Origin of the sequence: Streptomyces sp. NPDC005551, from assembly GCF_042871785.1 — a bacterium.
Lineage (GTDB): Bacteria > Actinomycetota > Actinomycetes > Streptomycetales > Streptomycetaceae > Streptomyces.
Genome location: NZ_JBIAJE010000009.1, coordinates 56,527 through 73,695, shown reverse-complemented (window position 1 = coordinate 73,695; position 17,169 = coordinate 56,527). Strand labels below are relative to the sequence as shown.

The following is a 17,169-nucleotide window of genomic DNA, read 5'->3' as shown; positions in this document are numbered from 1 at the left end:
GGTGCGCGCTCAGAGCAGTTTGCGCGCCGCCCTCCTCAGGTCGTACTCGTGAATGATCGCCTTGGCGTGGCCGTACGCGAGATCGTGTTCCGCGCGGAGCCAGCTGACCTTCTCCTCGAAGCGGAAGAGGGCGGGGCCTTCGTCGACGGTGCGAAGCCAGTCGGAGATCTCACGACCGGTGCAGTGCGGGATTCGGGCGAGCAGGTTGCGGTGGGTCTCATCGGAGAAGACCTGGGACATCGGCGCCTCCGGACGCTGGGATGTAGGCCGGTCCTTCACGCCACCGTGCCTGAGCGTCCGGGCGTTGGCAACAGTCCCGCCGCGGCGCGTAGTCTCGCGGCGTGCTTGATACGACGCCGTTGACCCGAGCCGTGGACCACTTCGCCGACCGGTTGCGGGCCGCGCCGCAGAGCCGCCTGCAGCGGGGTGCGGCGGCCGAGGCGCTGGGCGTGGCCAGGGAGCTGGCCCGGCGTGCGCAGCGGCTGGAGGATCCCGCCGCCGAGCCCCGGGAGATGCCGGACGTGGGCATGTTCGCCGCCGCCGACCAGATCACCGTGGCCGGGCACGACCTGGCGCTCGCCCTGACGGACGAGGCGGAGCTGGCGGAGGCGATGACGCTCGTCGAGGAGGCGCAGAAACGCGCCGGAGTCTGACCCAGAGGGCCGGCTCCGACGCATGGCCTTTCGGCGATGGTGCCTACAAGGACGCTATGACGCGGTCCGCAAGGATGTAGACGTTCTCCTCGCCGCACTCGAACGTCAGGGCGTACGCGCCCGAGACGCCGGAGCCGCCCAGCAGCACCGGGGTGCGGCCGGCGCGCAGGGCCGCGGCCAGGCGCTCCGCGGTCTCGCGGTGGCCCGGGGTCATGCACAGCGTGGTCCCGTCCGCGAAGACGTAGACGTCGAGGGTGCCCAGCGGGCCCGGGCGGACGTCGGCCAGTTCGGTGCGGGACTCCGCGAGCTCCTCGAGACACGCCACCGTGCGCTCGTGATCGTTGACGACGGGTGACTGGACCGGCACGAAGTCCGGGTGCGAGGGATGGCGGCGGCGGGCCGCGGCCAGTTCCGGGGACTCCCCGGCGAACTCCTCGACGTCGAGGCCCGGCTCGGTGACCGGCTCCAGGTGCTCCAGACCGGCGAAGTCCGACTGGCGCGGCAGGAACAGCTCGCTGTCGGGCAGGCCCAGCAGCATGGGCCCGTCGGAGACGTCGCGCGCCTCCTGGGCGGCCCAGAACGCGCGCGCCTCGGCCAGCTCCCGCTCCCGCTCCTCGGCGAGCGCCTCGGCGACCGCGGCGCGTATGTCCTCGGTGTCGGCGGCCGGGCGGGCGGCGGGCACCAGACCGCGGACGGCCTCGGCGCGGCTCTGGGCGAGTTCGGTGTGCAGGGCCCGCACCTGCCCGCGCAGCCCGTGCACGGCACGCAGGACGGCGACGCCCACGGCGGCTGATGCCGCCGTGGTGAGCAGCAGAGCTAGAGGCATGGTGCTCACTGACGTACTCCCGGTTCAAAGTCGACCCCCGACTTCCTACAACAGCTTGAAGGGTGGACTGACCGGCTGTCAGTGCGTAACGTCACGAAAGGGGCAGGACCTTGGGCCTTGGGTCTCCCGGCAGAACGGCTCTGACCTGCGAAAATGCCCTCCGGGAGCGAGATAGGTCACATCCTGGGGGAGATTGGGTCACGAATCGGCCCGGAGCCCCGGGGTTTCCGGGGGGCTCCGGGCCGGCCTGTCACGCTGTGTCCAACTGCCGTGACGGATATGGAATTACGCGTTCCGATCCGCGCGGGACGGACGCAACGGATCCGTCCGCGCGGAGCGGGCGGCGTCGGACAGGCCTAGCTGAGGCGCTCGATCACCATCGCCATGCCCTGGCCGCCGCCCACGCACATGGTCTCCAGGCCGAACTGCTTGTCGTGGAACTGGAGGCTGTTGATGAGCGTGCCCGTGATGCGGGCGCCCGTCATGCCGAAGGGGTGGCCGACGGCGATGGCGCCGCCGTTCACGTTCAGCTTCTCCAGCGGGATGTTCAGGTCGCGGTAGGAGGGGATCACCTGGGCCGCGAAGGCCTCGTTGATCTCGAACAGGTCGATGTCGTCGACGGTCAGCCCCGCGCGCTTGAGGGCCTGCTTCGACGCCTCCACCGGGCCGAGGCCCATGATCTCGGGGGAGAGCCCGGTGACGCCGGTCGACACGATGCGGGCGAGCGGGGTCAGGCCCAGCTCGCGGGCCTTCGTGTCGCTCATGATGACGAGCGCGGCGGCGCCGTCGTTCAGGGGGCAGCAGTTGGCGGCGGTGACCAGGCCGTCGGGGCGGAAGACCGGCTTCAGCCCCTGGACGCCGTCCAGGGTGACGCCGGCGCGGGGGCCGTCGTCCTTGGCGACGACCGTGCCGTCGGGCGTCGTGACCGGGGTGATCTCGCGCTCCCAGAAGCCGTTCTTGATGGCTTCCTCGGCGAGGTTCTGCGAGCGGACGCCGAACTCGTCCATGTCCTGGCGGGTGACGCCCTTGATGCGGGCCAGGTTCTCGGCGGTCTGGCCCATCGCGATGTACGCGTCCGGCAGTACGCCGTCCTCGCGCGGGTCGTGCCAGGACGCGCCCTCGCTCTGCGCGACGGCCGCGGTGCGGGCCTCCGCCTCGGCGAAGAGCGGGTTGTGGGTGTCGGGGAGGCTGTCGCTGTTGCCCTTGGTGCTGCGGGACACCATCTCGACACCGGCCGAGATGAAGACGTCGCCCTCGCCGGCCTTTATGGCGTGCAGGGCCATGCGGGAGGTCTGCAGCGAGGAGGAACAGTAGCGGGTGACGGTGCAGCCCGGCAGGTGGTCCATGCCCATCTGCACGGCGACGATGCGGCCCATGTTGTGGCCCTGCTCGCCGCCGGGCAGACCGCAGCCGAGCATCAGGTCGTCGATGTCCCTCGGGTCCAGCTCGGGGACCTTGGCGAGGGCGGCCTCGATGATCGTGGCGGTCAGGTCGTCGGGGCGTACGTCCTTCAGGGAGCCCTTGAAGGCGCGGCCGATCGGGGAGCGGGCGGCTGAGACGATCACGGCTTCTGGCATCACGGCTCCATTGGGCGAGCGGGGGTGGGGCAGGGCTGTCTCGGAAGTTACCCGTACGTACCCGCCCGGTCACGGGTGTGGGGGTGTGACTCAGGCCGCACTTTTCTAAGCGCTTGCTTTTTTCTGGCGGGGGCGCCTTGACCGGTTCGGCTCGCGGGGGCGCCCGCCTCGGGGCTCCGCCCCCGGCCCCGCCCTGGTGGAGGTGCCGCCTCGGGGCTCTGCCCCGGACCCCGCTCCTCAAGCGCCGGAGGGGCTGAATTTTCTCCCGCGCCGCCCGCCGTAGTTTCAGCCCGTCCGGCGTTTGAGGGCGAGCGCGTCAGCGCGATGGGGGGCAGGGGGCGGGCTTCGCTCTGCAAGCAGCGGAGAGGTGAATCGGCGCTCCTCGGCTGCTTGCCCTCGGGTCGCCCCCCGGGGCTAGTTGAGGGGGGCCGGGGTCGTTGTCGTGTCCGTGGTGGGGAGGCGCCGGCGGCGGCGGCGCTTGAGGAGGGCCCAGGGACCGCGCGGCCCCGTGGGCATCGCGGCCGTGACCTCCGTACCCGGCTCGGACGCCGCCTCCGCGGCGGCCCGCGCCACCGGCAGGAAGCCCTCGCGGCGCGAGACGTCCGGCCGCTCCTCGTCCGCCGGCCACAGGCCGAGCGCGGCGCAGACCGTGGGAAGGACCGCCATCGCCGCCGTGGCGTAGCCCTCCGCCGAGGGGTGGTAGTTGTCGGGGCCGAACAGCTCCCGCGGGTTCTCCTCGAACTCGGGGCCCAGCAGGTCGCCCAGCGACACCGTGCGCCCGCCCTGCTCCACCGTGCCGATGGTCTGGGCCGCCGCCAGCTGCCGCGAGACACGCCGGGCCAGCCAGCGCAGCGGCTGCTGGACCGGCTCGATGGTGCCCAGGTCGGGGCAGGTGCCGACGACCACCTCCGCACCCGCGGTCCGCAGCCGCCGTACCGCCGAGGCGAGGTGACGGACCGAGCGGGTGGGCGGCATCCGGTGCGTCACGTCGTTCGCACCGATCATGATCACGCACACGTCGGGCACCCGGGCGGGATCCGCGAGGGTGAGCGCCACCTGCCGGTCCAGATCGTCCGACTGGGCTCCGGGCAGCGCCACGTTGCTGAGCTCGACCGGACGCTCGGCCACCGCCGCGAGACCGGCGGCCAGCAGGGCTCCCGGGGTCTGCCGGGCGCGGTGCACGCCCTGGCCGGCGGCCGTCGAGTCACCGAGTACGGTCAGCCGCAGAGGCGGCTCGTCGGCACCGGCGTACGCGTGTCCGTACAGTCCGTCCGCCCGGGGCGCGTACGCGCTCCCGTTCCCCACCTGGCGCTTCGCCAGCCGCACCTCGGCCAGCACGACGCCGACCGCGGCCGCCCCCACCAGACCGATCCCGCCGCCGCCGTACGCCGCACCCGCCGCGATGCGGCGGGCGACCCTTGCCCTCGACAGACTCGACATGCGTAGCCGCCACCTCCTCGTAGCCGTACACCCACTGCTTGCCCCGTGGAGCAGGTCGGCCAATCTCAACCGCGGGTACGGCACCTTCCGGAGGCGACTCTCCGCCCCGGTCCCACGTGGGGCCTTAGGCTGACAGGACCATCCCTCAGATACACAGCTCCGGAGACAACGGTGCAATTCCACGACTCGATGATCAGTCTCGTCGGCAACACCCCGCTGGTGAGGCTCAACAACGTGACCGCGGGCATTCAGGCGACGGTCCTGGCCAAGGTTGAGTACTTCAACCCCGGCGGATCCGTGAAGGACCGCATCGCGCTGCGCATGATCGAGGCCGCGGAGGAGAGCGGCGCACTCAAGCCCGGCGGCACCATCGTCGAGCCGACCAGCGGAAACACTGGTGTCGGGCTCGCCATCGTGGCGCAGCAGAAGGGGTACAAGTGCATCTTCGTGTGCCCCGACAAGGTGAGCACCGACAAGATCAACGTGTTGCGGGCCTACGGCGCCGAGGTCGTCGTCTGCCCGACGGCCGTGGACCCGGAGCACCCCGACTCGTACTACAACGTCTCCGACCGGCTCGTCCGGGAGACGCCCGGTGCCTGGAAGCCCGACCAGTACTCGAACCCGCACAACCCGCTCTCGCACTATCACTCCACCGGCCCCGAGCTGTGGGAGCAGACGGAGGGGCGGATCACCCACTTCGTGACGGGCGTGGGCACGGGCGGCACCATCTCCGGGACCGGCCGGTACCTGAAGGACGTCAGTGAAGGGCGGGTCCGGGTCGTGGGCGCCGACCCCGAGGGGTCCGTGTACTCCGGCGGGTCGGGACGGCCGTACCTCGTCGAGGGCGTGGGCGAGGACTTCTGGCCGACCGCGTACGACCGGACCGTCGCCGACGAGATCGTCGCCGTGTCCGACAAGGACTCCTTCCAGATGACCCGCCGCCTGGCCAAGGAGGAGGGGCTGCTGGTCGGCGGCTCCTGCGGGATGGCCGTCGTCGCCGCGCTGCGCGTCGCCGAGCGGCTCGGCCCGGACGACGTCGTGGTGGTGCTGCTGCCGGACAGCGGACGCGGATACCTCAGCAAGATCTTCAACGACGAGTGGATGGCCGACTACGGCTTCCTCGAGGACTCGGGGCCGAGCGCCCGCGTCGCCGACGTGCTCAGCGACAAGGCCGGCGGTTCCATCCCCTCGCTCGTCCACATGCACCCGGACGAGACGGTCGGCGAGGCCATCGAGGTGCTGCGCGAGTACGGCGTCTCGCAGATGCCGATCGTGAAGCCCGGCGCGGGCCACCCGGACGTCATGGCGGCCGAGGTCGTGGGCTCCGTGGTCGAACGGGAGCTGCTGGACGCCCTGTTCACCAAGCAGGCCTCGCTGGAGGACCCGCTGGAGAAGCACATGTCGGCGCCGCTGCCGCAGGTCGGCTCGGGCGAGCCGGTCGGGGACCTGATGTCCGTGCTCGGCACCGCCGACGCCGCGATCGTGCTGGTCGAGGGCAAGCCGACCGGGGTCGTCAGCCGCCAGGACCTGCTGTCCTTCCTCGCCAAGGGCGGCACCAGGCAGTAGGGGCTCCGCGCGTAGAGCCCCGCGCGGAGCACCGGAAATCGCCTGAAGTGCCCTGTTGGGAGGAAATCTTCCGGCTGTCCGGGCGGGGAACTTCGCGGAAGTGGTACGAGCGCGACACGTTCGCGCAGCACCCGCTTAACACGGGTCCGGCACATTGGTGGATGTCGGCAAGGGCGAAGGAAACACCTCCAAGGCGCTACGCACGGGGGAAGGTTCCCCGCCCGGGCCGGCACCGGAACGGCGTCAAGGACAACCGGAGCGGCTCCCGGGCCTCCATGGACGCCACGGACGCGCAAGCCCGGCCCTGACCCGGCCCGCGTCCCTCGCGGGGACCGCCGTCGTCCCGCCCCCCGGCAACGGGGGTGCGGCGGTCCCCGCGCACAGTCCTGTGCGCGGAAAGATCCGCGGAAGATCCCCGGGAAGACCCGCGGGGCTCAGTCCTCCCACTCCGAGGACGGCTTGTCCGGGTCCCGGCGCACCGGCAGCCTGTGGCGCAGGACCTGCACCGCGTTGACGCCCACGATGCCCGCCCAGGCGACCATCAGGCCCGGCAGATGCGCGACACCGCCGCCGATGCCGGACAGCGGGACCGCCAGCACGAGCGAGACGATCCCGAACCCGAAGCGCTCGCCCCAGGAGTCCGGCGACTGCGGTGAGCGGGTGCCCCGGGCCACCACCATCTGCTGTTCCGCGAGGTGTCGGCGCACCCGGCGCTCGACCGTCCCGTCGAGGCGCTGCTCGATCTTCTCCAGGAACGAGTCGACGAGAGCCGGCTCGTACTCCTCGCCCAGTTCCCTGCGCGCCCGCAGCGTGGCGTCGAGTTCCTTCTTGAGGTCGGCTTCGCCGGCGTCCATACCCGTCATGACGTCCACGCTAGGCAGCGGACATCGCCGCGGCACTGGGGTTAGCCCCCCTTTCCGCGCTGTGCTCCACCCCCGCACCGGACGACGGGCTCACAGGGCGCCGCTTGCCCGGCCTGTATATCGTCATGCAGAGTTCTTACCGTCTGCATAGGCCCCCGCCCGGCCACGCTGTACTCTCCCGTGGCGTCGAGGAGCCGTCGGCCGCACCGCTCGACCGGTTCACGGACATTGGAGGGGGACCACGTCATGGGCGTGACCGACAGCCCTGCCGCGCGGCTGCAGGCGCTCTTCGAGGGGCACCGGCTGACACCGACCCAGCGGCGCATCGCGCACAGTATGGTGCGGCGCGCCGCGGACGTGCCGTTCCTGTCGAGCGTCGAACTCGCCGAACTCGCCGGCGTCAGCCAGCCGTCCGTCACCCGCTTCGCGGTCGCGCTCGGCTTCGACGGCTATCCCGCGCTGCGCAGGCACCTGCGGGAGGTCGCCCCCGCGGAACCGGTCGCCGACACCGCCTCGTACAACGAGTACCAGCAGGCCGTCGAGGCCGAGATCGAGAACCTGAGACACCTTGCGGAGGTGCTGGCCGACCCGCGACCGGTGGAACGCGCGGGCCGGCTGCTCGCCGCGTCCCGGCCGCTGCCGGTGCTCGGTCTGCGGGCCGCCGCCTCCCAGGCGTACGGCTTCGCGTACTTCGCCGCGAAGGTCCACCCCGACGTGCGGCTGCTGCACGAGGGCGGCACCATGCTCCACGACCGGGTCGACGCCGCCGTGCACGCGGGTGCCACGGCGCTGCTGTGCTTCGCGCTGCCGCGGCATCCGCGCGAGGTGGTGGACTCGCTCGCGTACGCGAAGGCGGCCGGGCTGACCGTCGTCACCGTCGCGGACTCGGCGTTCGCGCCGGTCGCGAAGGTGTCGGACCTGCTGCTGCCCGCCGCCGTCGGCACCGGCCTCGCCTTCGACACGGCCTGCGCCCCGATGCTCCTCGGCCGGGTCCTGCTGGAGGCGATGTGCGACGGGCTGCCCGACGCGCAGGTGCGGCTGGAGGAGTTCGACGCGCGGGCCGCCGCACGGGGGCTGTTCGTGGAGTAGGGGCTCCCCGCAAAGGCCCCGGGAAGTCCTCCGGAAGGACTCGCGTTTCTCAGACTCGTCTCACCTTCACTCGCTAGTCTGCACCTCCGAAAAAGGCCGGGACGGGAGACGGGAGGCGGGACGTGGCACGCGGAGGGCAGGGGCTGGCTCGGGTGGCGGTCGTCGTGAGGGCCGGGGCCGCACCGCTGTGGTGGGCGGGAGCCGTGGCGGCGGGCGTCGGTCTGCTGCCGCCCGGAGTGACCGGCCGCCGTATCGGGGTCATGGCCGGGGCGGTGCTCTTCGTCGTCGCGGCGGCCGTGGTGGCGTACGTGCGCAGGGGGCGGTACGCGGAACTGTCCCGCTCCGCCGCCCGCGCGGGCAAGCACGACGTGCTCCAGGACCGGGCCGTGTCCGTCCGCAACTGGCGCCGGGGGCACCGCTGGTGGCTGCTGCTCGCCTTCCTCGCCGCGCTGGGCAGCTCGTTCGCGGTGCCCGCGGCGGGCGGTCTGCTGCTGGCCGGGACCGGCGCCGGCCTGCGGCTGAAGGCCGCCTGGCTCGGCCGTCTCGAACGGGACGGCGACGCCCTGCTGTGGGTGCGCGTCGACTGGCTCGGCCCGCGGGCCGGCGCGCCCGCGGGCAAGGCCGTCAGGTCCTACCGCGGCACGGGCATCGCCGCGGGCGACGCGGCCCCGGGCGGGGCGCGCCGCCGCGTCGACGCTCTGGTGTAGGAGCCCTGGTGCAGGAGCCCTGGCGCAGGCGCCCTACACCTCCAGCTCGGTCTCGATCTTCTTCAACTGGTAGCGGGCCATCGCCAGGTTGGACCGTTTGGAGTCGAGGACGAGATACAGGAAGAGCCCGTTGCCGCCGCGTCCCTGCATCAGGCGGATCAGGTGGTACTGGTCGCTCAGGGTGATCAGGATGTCCTCGATCTCGCCCTTGAGGCCGAGGTGCTCCATGGTGCGGAGCTTGGCGCGGACGACATCGGTGTTCCCGGCCGCGGCGACGGTGAGGTCGAACCCCTTGCTGCCGCCGATCGTGCCCAGCGCCATACCGGTGGTGTAGTCGACGAGGGCGGCGCCGGTGGCGCCTTCGATGGAGGCGAGCGCCTCTTTCAGTGCGGTGTCCGTGTTGGCCATGGTGCTGCGCTTCCCTTCAGCTTTCGGTGGTGGTCGGGGTCTTGGTGGTCGGGGTCCTGACCGGCAGGGCCTGCTCGGCGGGCGCCCGGGCCGCAGGCGGGTCGGTGAGCGCCGGGGCGCGCGGCGTCCGGGTGCGCGGGACGACGGGCCGGGCGGCGGGCTTCGCGGGGGCCCGGGCGGGGGCGGCCGGCTCGCCGCGCGCCGTCGCTGCGTCCACGAGCTCGCCGATCCGCGTCCCGGCGCGCCGCCCCTCCAGGTGCAGCCGGCCGACGTTGACCCGGTCCTGGGCCAGCAGTGTCAGCACGGCGGAGGTGCCGGCGGCGTACGTCGCCACATAGCCGTACACACCGCGGACGAGCAGTTCGCGGAAGTCGCCCTGGCCGGTGGCGTCCGTCAGCCGCAGGGCGACGCCCAGTGCCGCCGCGGTGAGCGCGGCCACGCCCTCCGGTTCGACTCCCGGGGTGTCGTGAGCGAGCACGAGGCCGTCGACGCTGGCCGCGAGCGCGCCGGTCACCTGGGGCACTCGTGCCCTCAGCCGATGGATCTCGTCGAGGACTTCGGCCTCCGCGGCCATCAGCAGTCTCCTTTCGGCACGCTGTCGGATTTCGGCACGCTGTCGGAGCGCGCGGATCACAGGGCCTCCAGGGCGTCTCTGAGCCGGCGCAGCAGGGCGACGTCCGGGTCGTCGGACGTCCGGTCGAGCACGGCGGCCACGGCGGCGGACGGTGCCCGCTCCGGGGCGCGTACCGTCGCCACGGCTCCGTCGGCCGCCAGCCGGCGCAGGTCGACCAGGGTGTGGAACGCGGGCCGGCCCAGGGCGAGCGAGATGTCCGCAGCGGTGCGTACGCCGTTCACCCGGCCGAGCACGGCACGCCGGCGCGGGGTGAGCGAGGACCCGGCGCCCCAGCAGCGGACGAGGGGTGCCGTGTCCGTCGCGGGGTCGGGCCAGATGCGGTGCAGCAGTTCGCGGCGGCGCAGCGTCTCGCGCTCCAGCGCGGCCACCGGGACCGGGCGCAGGGCGCCGAGCCAGTGCGCCGCCCCGTACCGGAAGCGGGCGGGGGCGCTGCTCGGGCCGAGCACGAAGTACGCGGCGTCGTACAGCGCCCCGAGGTGGCACAGCTCCAGCGCGCCCTCGGCTATCCGGCCGCTGTCGACCAGGAACCGTCCCACCCGGCGCCGGGCCCCGGCCTCGGAGACGGCCCGGTGCCAGACGTCGGTGTGCAGGGCGCCGGGGACGGTGAGCAGCACGTCGAGACCCGGGGTCGCCGGGCTCTCGGCGTGCACCACCTGCCCGTCGCAGAGGTAGAGCGTTCCGCACTCGCGCATGAGGACACCGGTCGCCCGTTCCTCGGCGAGCCGGCTGAGCATGGGTGACAGGGCGCCGGCCGGGCCGGGGTGCCGGTCCCGGTCCCGGTCACGGGACTCCGGCCCGGCGTCCCGGACGGGGAGCGGCGGTGCGGTGGGTGCGGTGGGTGTTCCTGCCGTGGTCATCCCAGCACCAGCCGTCCGGCCATCTCGCCGAGTCTGATCCGGGCGAGCGCGAGGTTGCCCTCCTCGCGGCCCAGCCACAGGTGCAGGACGACGCTGCTGTCGAACGTCGTCCGCACGAACCGCAGGACGTGGTAGCTGTCGCGGTTGCTGATGATCAGGTCCTCGACCGGTGGCTCCGCCTCGGACCAGTCGGAGCCGTCGGCCGGGGCGAACGCGTGGTGTTCCGCGGCGAGCCGGGCCAGTTCGGCAGCCTCCGCAGCGGTCGTCTCGTGGTCGCCACCCGGTGCGTCCCCGACGGTGCCCAGCGCCAGACCACTGGTCCAGTCGACCACCGCGGCGCCTCGCGCACCGGGCAGTCGCATGGCTTCCAACAGGCACTCGTCGATCCCTGGCACCCCGTGTCCCCTCCCCTTCGGGTCGGATGAGTGACGCCGAGGCTACGCAACGTGTGCGCTACGGGTGAGGGTTCCGGCATTTTCCAGTGGAACATGCGCGGAATGACTAAGGTAGGTCAACTGGCCTCATTCGGCGGCAAGTTGACCATGGCCCGAAAGGGTGCGGGGAGGGGGCTGAGCTGCTCTCCCGCACGGTCGCCGGTCGCCGGTCGCCGGTCGGACGTAGCCGGTCGCCGGTCGGACGTAGCTGGTCGGTGGTCGCCGGTCGGAGGCGGCTGGTCGGTGGTCGCAGGTCGGCTAGAGCGCGGTGAGCGCCGAGGTGTGGGCCCCGCCCGACTCCGCGACGATCTCGGCGGGCGTCTGCGGCTCCCGTACGACCGCGAAGCGCACCCCGCCGTTCCCGTCGGGCGCGAAGCCGTGGATTCCCGGACGCGCCAGGGAGTTGTACGCGTAGTGGTGGGCGAAGCAGTAGGCGCCGGTGTCCAGCACCGCGGCGTGATCGCCCGGTTCGAGCCGTGGCAGCGGGCGCCCCTCGGCGAGCAGGTCGCCCGCGAAACAGGCGGGACCCGCGATGTCCTGCACCACGTCGGGCCCGGACTTGGGCCGCCCCTCCGCGTCATGAGCGGCGATCCGCAGCGGCCAGGAGGCGGGCGCGTAGACCGTGCGAACCGCGATCTGCACCCCGGCGTGGGTGACCGCGACGGACCTGCCCCCGGCGCTCTTCGTGTACTCGACCCGCGCGAGCACCGTGCCGTGCTTGGCGAGCAGCGACCGCCCGAACTCGGTGACCAGTCCGTAGCGCCCGGCGAACAGGCCGGGGACGGCCTCGGCGAGCAGCCGCGCGTACTGCGCGTACGTCGGCGTCGTGACGTCCGAGCCGAAGTTCACCGGCAGTCCGCCGCCGATGTCGAGGGTGTCGATCTGCCGGCGTCCGGCCCGCCCGTTGATCTCCTCGGCGAGCGCGTACGTCTCGGCCACGCCCCGGGCCATCAGCGAGAGCGGGACGCCCTGCGATCCGGAGTGCGCGTGCAGGCGCGTCAGCCAGGGCCGGTCCAGGTACGCCCGGACGATCCAGGCGCGGGCCCCTTCGTCCCGCAGCGCGACGCCGAACTTGGAGGTGGCCGTCGCGGTAGACAGCGCCTCGATCGAACCCCCGCCGATCTGGGGGTTCACCCGGAGTCCAAGGGGTGAGCGGGTGACGGTGGAGCACACCAGGCCGTCGATGCGCGCCAGCTCCTGCGGGTTGTCGGCGTTGACGGCGATGCCGAGGGCCAGTGCCTCCCGCAGCTCGGCCGCCGTCTTGGCGGGGGAGTCCAGGACGGTGCGGTCCGGCGGCACCCCGGCGGCGCGGGCGAGCGCGAGCTCTCCCGGGCTCGCCACCTCGGCGCCGATGCCCGCCTCGTGCAGCAGCCGCAGCACCGGCACGAGCGGGCACGCCTTCACCGCGAAGGCGTGCAGCACCGGGGTGCCGGGAGGGGTCACCGCGTCGAAGGCGGCCCGCAGCGCTCGCGCGGAGTCCCGGATCCCGGTGACGTCGAGGAGTGCCGCGAGCGGGGCGGCGGGCCCGAGGAGTCCCTGCTCCACGGCGGCCCGCACGGCTGCGTGGCGCCGCGCGACCCGGTCCGCGTCCGGCCCGTCCGGCACACCGGCCCGGGGGAGTGCGGCCCCGCCCGCCCTGTCGCCCGCCGGATCTTCCGCGGTGTCCCTGTGCGCGCCCATGCCTCCCAGCCAAACACCGACGGCGCGCCCGCGCTGACGTACGAGCGTATTGACTAGCCCTATTCATGAGTCCAGGATGTGAATAACGAGTGCAACAATCCGCATGCCGCAGCCGCGTGCAGCAGCCCACCAGGAGGCAGACCATGTCAGGACCACGCCCCGTTCGATCACCGCGCGGTACGGAACTGAGCGCCCTGGGATGGCAGCAGGAAGCCGCACTGCGGATGCTGCAGAACAACCTCGACCCCGAGGTCGCCGAGCACCCCGACAAGCTCGTCGTCTACGGCGGCACCGGCAAGGCCGCCCGCGACTGGCGCTCCTTCGACGCCATGGTGCGCACGCTGCGGACCCTGAAGCAGGACGAGACGATGCTCGTCCAGTCCGGCCGCCCCGTCGGCGTCATGCAGACCCACGAGTGGGCCCCGCGCGTCCTGATCGCCAACTCCAACCTGGTCGGCGACTGGGCGAACTGGGAGGAGTTCCGCCGTCTGGAACAGCTCGGCCTGACCATGTACGGGCAGATGACGGCCGGTTCGTGGATCTACATCGGCACCCAGGGCATCCTCCAGGGCACCTACGAGACCTTCGCCGCCGTGGCCGCGAAGAAGTTCGGCGGCACCCTGGCGGGCACGATCACCCTCACCGCCGGACTCGGCGGCATGGGCGGCGCCCAGCCGCTCGCCGTCACGATGAACGACGGCGTCGCCATCTGCATCGACTGCGACCCCCGCGCCATCGAGCGCCGCATCGAGCACCGCTATCTGGACGTGCGGGCCGACTCCCTGGAGCACGCACTCCAGCTGGCCACCGAGGCCCGCGACGCCCGCCGCCCCCTGTCCATCGGCCTGCTCGGCAACGCGGCCGACCTGCTGCCCCGCATGCTCGCCGAGGGCGCGCCCGTCGACATCGTCACCGACCAGACCTCGGCCCACGACCCGCTGTCCTACCTCCCGGCCGGCGTCGACTTCGACGACATGGCCGCGTACGCGGCAAAGGACCCGGCCGGCTTCACCACCCGCGCCCGCGAGTCCATGGCCCGGCACGTCGAGGCCATGGTCGGCTTCATGGACGCCGGTGCCGAGGTCTTCGACTACGGCAACTCCATCCGCGGCGAGGCCCGCCTCGCCGGGTACGACCGCGCGTTCGCCTTCCCCGGATTCGTGCCCGCCTACATCCGCCCCCTGTTCTGCGAGGGCAAGGGCCCCTTCCGCTGGGCCGCCCTGTCCGGCGAGGCGTCCGACATCGCCAAGACCGACAAGGCGATGCTCGAACTGTTCCCGGAGAACGAGTCGCTGCACCGCTGGATCAAGCTGGCCGGCGAGCGCGTCCACTTCCAGGGCCTGCCCGCCCGCATCTGCTGGCTCGGCTACGGCGAGCGCGACCGGGCCGGCGAGCGCTTCAACGACATGGTGGCCTCCGGCGAACTGGCCGCCCCGCTCGCCATCGGCCGCGACCACCTCGACTGCGGTTCCGTCGCCTCCCCCTACCGCGAGACCGAGGCCATGCTCGACGGCTCCGACGCGATCGCCGACTGGCCGCTGCTGAACGCCATGGTGAACGTGGCGTCCGGCGCCTCCTGGGTCTCCATCCACCACGGCGGCGGCGTCGGCATGGGCCGCTCCATCCACGCCGGACAGGTCTCCGTCGCCGACGGCACCAAGCTCGCCGGCGAGAAGATCCGCCGCGTCCTCACCAACGACCCCGGCATGGGCGTCGTCCGGCACGTGGACGCCGGGTACGACATCGCGGAGACCGTGGCCGACGAGCGCGGTGTGCGGGTCCCGATGCGTGAGGGTGACCTGGCGTGACCTTCCACAGCATGTGGGCGGAGCTGCTGCCGATCGGCCGCAGCTCCGCCTCCGGCGGCTACCGCCGCTTCGCCTGGACCGGGGCCGACACCGACTGCCGCGCCTGGTTCCGCGCCCAGGCCGAGGCGCGCGGACTGACCTACGAGCGGGACCGCAACGGCAACCAGTGGGCGTGGCTCGGCGACCCCGCCGCGGGCGACGCCGTCGTCACCGGCTCGCACCTGGACTCGGTGCCCGACGGCGGCGCCTTCGACGGGCCCCTCGGAGTCGTCTCCTCCTTCGCGGCCCTGGACGAACTCCGCAACCGGGGCACGGAACTCGCCAAGCCGCTCGCCGTCGTCAACTTCGGTGACGAGGAGGGCGCCCGCTTCGGACTCGCCTGCGTCGGGTCCCGGCTCACCGCCGGCGAGCTCACCGTCGAGCAGGCGCACCGGCTCACCGACGCGGACGGCGTCACCCTGCCGCGGGCCATGGAGCGGGCCGGGTACGACCCGGACGCCATCGGCCCGGACCCGGAGCGGCTCGCCGGCATCGGTGCCTTCGTCGAACTGCACGTCGAGCAGGGACGCGCCCTCGACCTGAGCGGCGACCGGGTGGGCATCGCAAGCGCCATCTGGCCGCACGGCCGCTGGCGCTTCGACTTCCGGGGCGAGGCCAACCACGCGGGCACCACCCGCCTGGCCGACCGCCGGGACCCCATGCTGCCGTACGCGCAGACCGTGCTCGCGGCCCGCCGCGAGGCCGAACTCGCGGGCGCCGTCGCCACGTTCGGCAAGATCGCCGTCGAACCGAACGGCGTGAACGCCATCCCGTCCCTCGTCCGCGGCTGGCTCGACTCCCGCGCCGCCGACCAGTCGGCCCTCGACACCGTCGTCACCGGCGTCGAGAAGGCCGCCCGGGAGTACGCGCAGGCGCACGGCATCGCACTCGACGTCGTCCGCGAGTCCTTCACGCCCGTCGTCGAGTTCGAGCACGCCCTGCGGGACGAGCTCGCCCGCATCCTGGGCAAGGACCGGGACGCGGGCATCCGGGTCCCCGTGCTGGGGACCGGCGCGGGACACGACGCCGGAATCCTCTCCGGGAGGATCCCGACCGCCATGCTGTTCGTGCGCAACCCCACCGGTGTCTCGCACTCCCCGGCCGAGCAGGCCGCCGAGGACGACTGCGAGGCCGGGGTGACCGCACTCGCCGACGTACTCGAAGGGCTGGCCCGCAGGTGACGCAGACGTACTGGCTGGAGCACGCCTGGCTCGACACCCACGTCGAGCCGGGCGTCGCCGTCGAGGTCGCCGACGGACGGATCACCGCCGTCCGCACGGACACCGCGGCCCCGCCGCCGGGCGCCCAGATCCTCCGCGGCCTCACCCTGCCCGGCCTCGCGAACGCGCACTCGCACGCCTTCCACCGGGCACTGCGCGGCACCGTCCAGGTCGGCTCCGGCACCTTCTGGACCTGGCGCGAGGTCATGTACTCCGTCGCCGACCGGCTGACCCCGGACACCTACCACGCCCTCGCCCGCGCCGTGTACGCCGAGATGGCGCTCGCCGGGATCACGGCCGTCGGCGAGTTCCACTACGTCCACCACGCCCCCGGCGGCACCCCCTACGCCGACCCCAACGCCATGGGCGAGGCGCTCGTCGCCGCCGCGGGCGACGCGGGCATCCGCATCACCCTCCTCGACACCGCGTACCTGTCGGCCGGCTTCGGGCAGCCCCCGAACCGCCACCAGCTGCGCTTCTCCGACGGCACGGCCGAGGCCTGGGCGGAACGCTGTGCGGTTCTCAAGGACCGGGAACACGCACGGATCGGAGCGGCGATCCACTCCGTACGGGCGGTGCCCGCCGCGCAGTTGACGACCGTGGCCCGCTGGGCGGGGGAGCGGCGGGCCCCGCTGCACGTGCACCTGTCCGAGCAGACGGCGGAGAACGACGCCTGCCGGGAAGTCCACGGCTGCACGCCCACCCGGCTGCTCGCCGACCACGGAGTCCTCGGCCCCCGCACGACCGGCGTCCACAGCACGCACCTCACGGACGAGGACATCGCCCTGCTCGGCGGCTCGGGAACCGGCACCTGCATGTGCCCGACGACCGAGCGGGACCTCGCCGACGGCATCGGCCCCGCCGTCGCCCTCCAGCAGGCCGGCTCGCCCCTGTCGCTCGGCTCCGACAGCCACGCCGTGATCGACCTGCTCGAAGAGGCCCGCGCCCTGGAGCTGAACGAACGGCTGCGCACCCGCACCCGCGGCCACTGGACGGCCGCCGCGCTGCTGCGGGCCGCCTCCGCGGACGGTCACGCGGCCCTCGGCTGGGACGAGGCGGGCACCCTGGAGGCCGGCGCGCTCGCCGACTTCACGACGATCGCGCTCGACTCGGTCAGAACCGCGGGACCGCTGCCGCGGCTCGGCGCCGAGACCGCCGTATTCGCGGGGACGGCGGCCGACGTACGCCACACGGTCGTGGCCGGCCGGCAGGTCGTGCGGGACGGGGCGCACACCCTCGTACCCGACGTGCCCGCGGCGCTCGCCACGGCCGTCGACGCCCTGCGCGCCTGACCCCCGCCACTTCCGCCGGCCGCCCGGCCACCGCAGCCGACACCGCGGCCACCGCCGCCGACCCGGCCGACAAGGC

Annotated in this window: 17 protein-coding genes; 7 read left to right on the top strand and 10 right to left on the bottom strand. The window is 73.1% G+C overall.

All coding sequences use genetic code 11. From position 1 onward, the window contains the following. Positions 1 to 9 precede the first annotated feature (9 nt). Positions 10 to 240: a DUF4287 domain-containing protein gene (locus ACFYP4_RS25500; RefSeq protein ID WP_358855383.1), complete on the bottom strand. Its 231-nt coding sequence runs from the start codon at positions 238 to 240 to the stop codon at positions 10 to 12. A 101-nt stretch (positions 241 to 341) separates the two neighbouring features. On the opposite strand from ACFYP4_RS25500, the gene ACFYP4_RS25495 reads away from it, so the two are divergent. Then, positions 342 to 653, top strand: coding sequence for a hypothetical protein (locus ACFYP4_RS25495; RefSeq protein WP_358855384.1), 312 nt, complete (start codon positions 342 to 344; stop codon positions 651 to 653). Between the two features lie 43 nt (positions 654 to 696). Here the strand turns inward: ACFYP4_RS25495 and ACFYP4_RS25490 are convergent, their stop codons facing one another. The 3 genes from ACFYP4_RS25490 to ACFYP4_RS25480 all read right to left on the bottom strand — a co-directional run bounded on the left by ACFYP4_RS25490 (position 697) and on the right by ACFYP4_RS25480 (position 4,496). Further along, complete coding sequence (locus ACFYP4_RS25490) at positions 697 to 1,479, bottom strand: hypothetical protein (RefSeq protein ID WP_358855385.1); 783 nt, start codon at positions 1,477 to 1,479, stop codon at positions 697 to 699. Between the two features lie 356 nt (positions 1,480 to 1,835). Beyond that, complete coding sequence (locus ACFYP4_RS25485; RefSeq protein WP_358855386.1) at positions 1,836 to 3,056, bottom strand: acetyl-CoA C-acetyltransferase; 1,221 nt, start codon at positions 3,054 to 3,056, stop codon at positions 1,836 to 1,838. 414 nt (positions 3,057 to 3,470) lie between these two features. Further along, positions 3,471 to 4,496, bottom strand: coding sequence for an SGNH/GDSL hydrolase family protein (locus ACFYP4_RS25480; RefSeq protein ID WP_388788321.1), 1,026 nt, complete (start codon positions 4,494 to 4,496; stop codon positions 3,471 to 3,473). Between the two features lie 171 nt (positions 4,497 to 4,667). Here ACFYP4_RS25480 and ACFYP4_RS25475 point away from each other — a divergent pair, with 171 nt between their 5' ends. Continuing rightward, the gene (locus tag ACFYP4_RS25475; protein ID WP_358855388.1) at positions 4,668 to 6,062 is read left to right on the top strand and encodes a cystathionine beta-synthase; all 1,395 of its coding nucleotides are present in this window, start codon (positions 4,668 to 4,670) and stop codon (positions 6,060 to 6,062) included. A 434-nt stretch (positions 6,063 to 6,496) separates the two neighbouring features. Here ACFYP4_RS25475 and ACFYP4_RS25470 read toward each other — a convergent pair whose 3' ends face one another. Then, a complete protein-coding gene (locus ACFYP4_RS25470) occupies positions 6,497 to 6,925 on the bottom strand; it encodes a hypothetical protein (protein ID WP_358855389.1) in 429 nt (142 codons plus the stop codon). A 246-nt stretch (positions 6,926 to 7,171) separates the two neighbouring features. Here ACFYP4_RS25470 and ACFYP4_RS25465 point away from each other — a divergent pair, with 246 nt between their 5' ends. Then, on the top strand, positions 7,172 to 8,014 hold the full coding sequence (locus ACFYP4_RS25465; protein WP_358855390.1) for a MurR/RpiR family transcriptional regulator: 843 nt from the start codon (positions 7,172 to 7,174) through the stop codon (positions 8,012 to 8,014). Between the two features lie 122 nt (positions 8,015 to 8,136). After that, positions 8,137 to 8,721, top strand: coding sequence for a hypothetical protein (locus ACFYP4_RS25460; RefSeq protein WP_358855391.1), 585 nt, complete (start codon positions 8,137 to 8,139; stop codon positions 8,719 to 8,721). Between the two features lie 33 nt (positions 8,722 to 8,754). Here ACFYP4_RS25460 and ACFYP4_RS25455 read toward each other — a convergent pair whose 3' ends face one another. The 5 genes from ACFYP4_RS25455 to ACFYP4_RS25435 form a co-directional block, all read right to left on the bottom strand. Continuing rightward, a complete protein-coding gene (locus ACFYP4_RS25455; protein ID WP_358855392.1) occupies positions 8,755 to 9,129 on the bottom strand; it encodes a hypothetical protein in 375 nt (124 codons plus the stop codon). Between the two features lie 16 nt (positions 9,130 to 9,145). After that, complete coding sequence (locus ACFYP4_RS25450; protein ID WP_388788316.1) at positions 9,146 to 9,703, bottom strand: roadblock/LC7 domain-containing protein; 558 nt, start codon at positions 9,701 to 9,703, stop codon at positions 9,146 to 9,148. Between the two features lie 56 nt (positions 9,704 to 9,759). Continuing rightward, a complete protein-coding gene (locus ACFYP4_RS25445) occupies positions 9,760 to 10,497 on the bottom strand; it encodes a transcriptional regulator (RefSeq protein ID WP_358855400.1) in 738 nt (245 codons plus the stop codon). A gap of 119 nt (positions 10,498 to 10,616) precedes the next feature. After that, entirely contained in the window at positions 10,617 to 11,015 is a 399-nt protein-coding gene (locus ACFYP4_RS25440; protein WP_388788313.1) for a hypothetical protein, read from the bottom strand. A gap of 297 nt (positions 11,016 to 11,312) precedes the next feature. Continuing rightward, positions 11,313 to 12,734: a diaminopimelate decarboxylase gene (locus tag ACFYP4_RS25435; protein ID WP_388788310.1), complete on the bottom strand. Its 1,422-nt coding sequence runs from the start codon at positions 12,732 to 12,734 to the stop codon at positions 11,313 to 11,315. A 143-nt stretch (positions 12,735 to 12,877) separates the two neighbouring features. Between ACFYP4_RS25435 and hutU the strand changes: the two genes are divergently transcribed. The 3 genes from hutU to ACFYP4_RS25420 are packed head-to-tail and all read left to right on the top strand — an operon-like array spanning position 12,878 to position 17,093. Further along, positions 12,878 to 14,542, top strand: coding sequence for a urocanate hydratase (gene hutU / locus ACFYP4_RS25430; RefSeq protein ID WP_358855396.1), 1,665 nt, complete (start codon positions 12,878 to 12,880; stop codon positions 14,540 to 14,542). Next, the gene (locus tag ACFYP4_RS25425; RefSeq protein WP_388788307.1) at positions 14,539 to 15,762 is read left to right on the top strand and encodes an allantoate amidohydrolase; all 1,224 of its coding nucleotides are present in this window, start codon (positions 14,539 to 14,541) and stop codon (positions 15,760 to 15,762) included. The genes hutU and ACFYP4_RS25425 overlap by 4 nt, the downstream gene beginning before the upstream one ends. Further along, complete coding sequence (locus tag ACFYP4_RS25420) at positions 15,759 to 17,093, top strand: formimidoylglutamate deiminase (protein WP_388788304.1); 1,335 nt, start codon at positions 15,759 to 15,761, stop codon at positions 17,091 to 17,093. The genes ACFYP4_RS25425 and ACFYP4_RS25420 overlap by 4 nt, the downstream gene beginning before the upstream one ends. Positions 17,094 to 17,169: the final 76 nt, after the last annotated feature.

Excerpts from the sequence above, each read along its gene's own strand:
- ACFYP4_RS25500 (WP_358855383.1), bottom strand. The coding sequence starts at position 240 with ATGTCCCAGGTCTTCTCCGATGAGACCCACCGCAACCTGCTCGCCCGA.
- ACFYP4_RS25490 (WP_358855385.1), bottom strand. The coding sequence starts at position 1,479 with ATGCCTCTAGCTCTGCTGCTCACCACGGCGGCATCAGCCGCCGTGGGC.
- ACFYP4_RS25485 (WP_358855386.1), bottom strand. The coding sequence starts at position 3,056 with ATGCCAGAAGCCGTGATCGTCTCAGCCGCCCGCTCCCCGATCGGCCGC.
- ACFYP4_RS25480 (WP_388788321.1), bottom strand. The coding sequence starts at position 4,496 with ATGTCGAGTCTGTCGAGGGCAAGGGTCGCCCGCCGCATCGCGGCGGGT.
- ACFYP4_RS25470 (WP_358855389.1), bottom strand. The coding sequence starts at position 6,925 with ATGACGGGTATGGACGCCGGCGAAGCCGACCTCAAGAAGGAACTCGAC.
- ACFYP4_RS25465 (WP_358855390.1), top strand. The coding sequence starts at position 7,172 with ATGGGCGTGACCGACAGCCCTGCCGCGCGGCTGCAGGCGCTCTTCGAG.
- ACFYP4_RS25455 (WP_358855392.1), bottom strand. The coding sequence starts at position 9,129 with ATGGCCAACACGGACACCGCACTGAAAGAGGCGCTCGCCTCCATCGAA.
- ACFYP4_RS25450 (WP_388788316.1), bottom strand. The coding sequence starts at position 9,703 with ATGGCCGCGGAGGCCGAAGTCCTCGACGAGATCCATCGGCTGAGGGCA.
- ACFYP4_RS25445 (WP_358855400.1), bottom strand. The coding sequence starts at position 10,497 with ATGCTCAGCCGGCTCGCCGAGGAACGGGCGACCGGTGTCCTCATGCGC.
- ACFYP4_RS25435 (WP_388788310.1), bottom strand. The coding sequence starts at position 12,734 with ATGGGCGCGCACAGGGACACCGCGGAAGATCCGGCGGGCGACAGGGCG.
- hutU (WP_358855396.1), top strand. The coding sequence starts at position 12,878 with ATGTCAGGACCACGCCCCGTTCGATCACCGCGCGGTACGGAACTGAGC.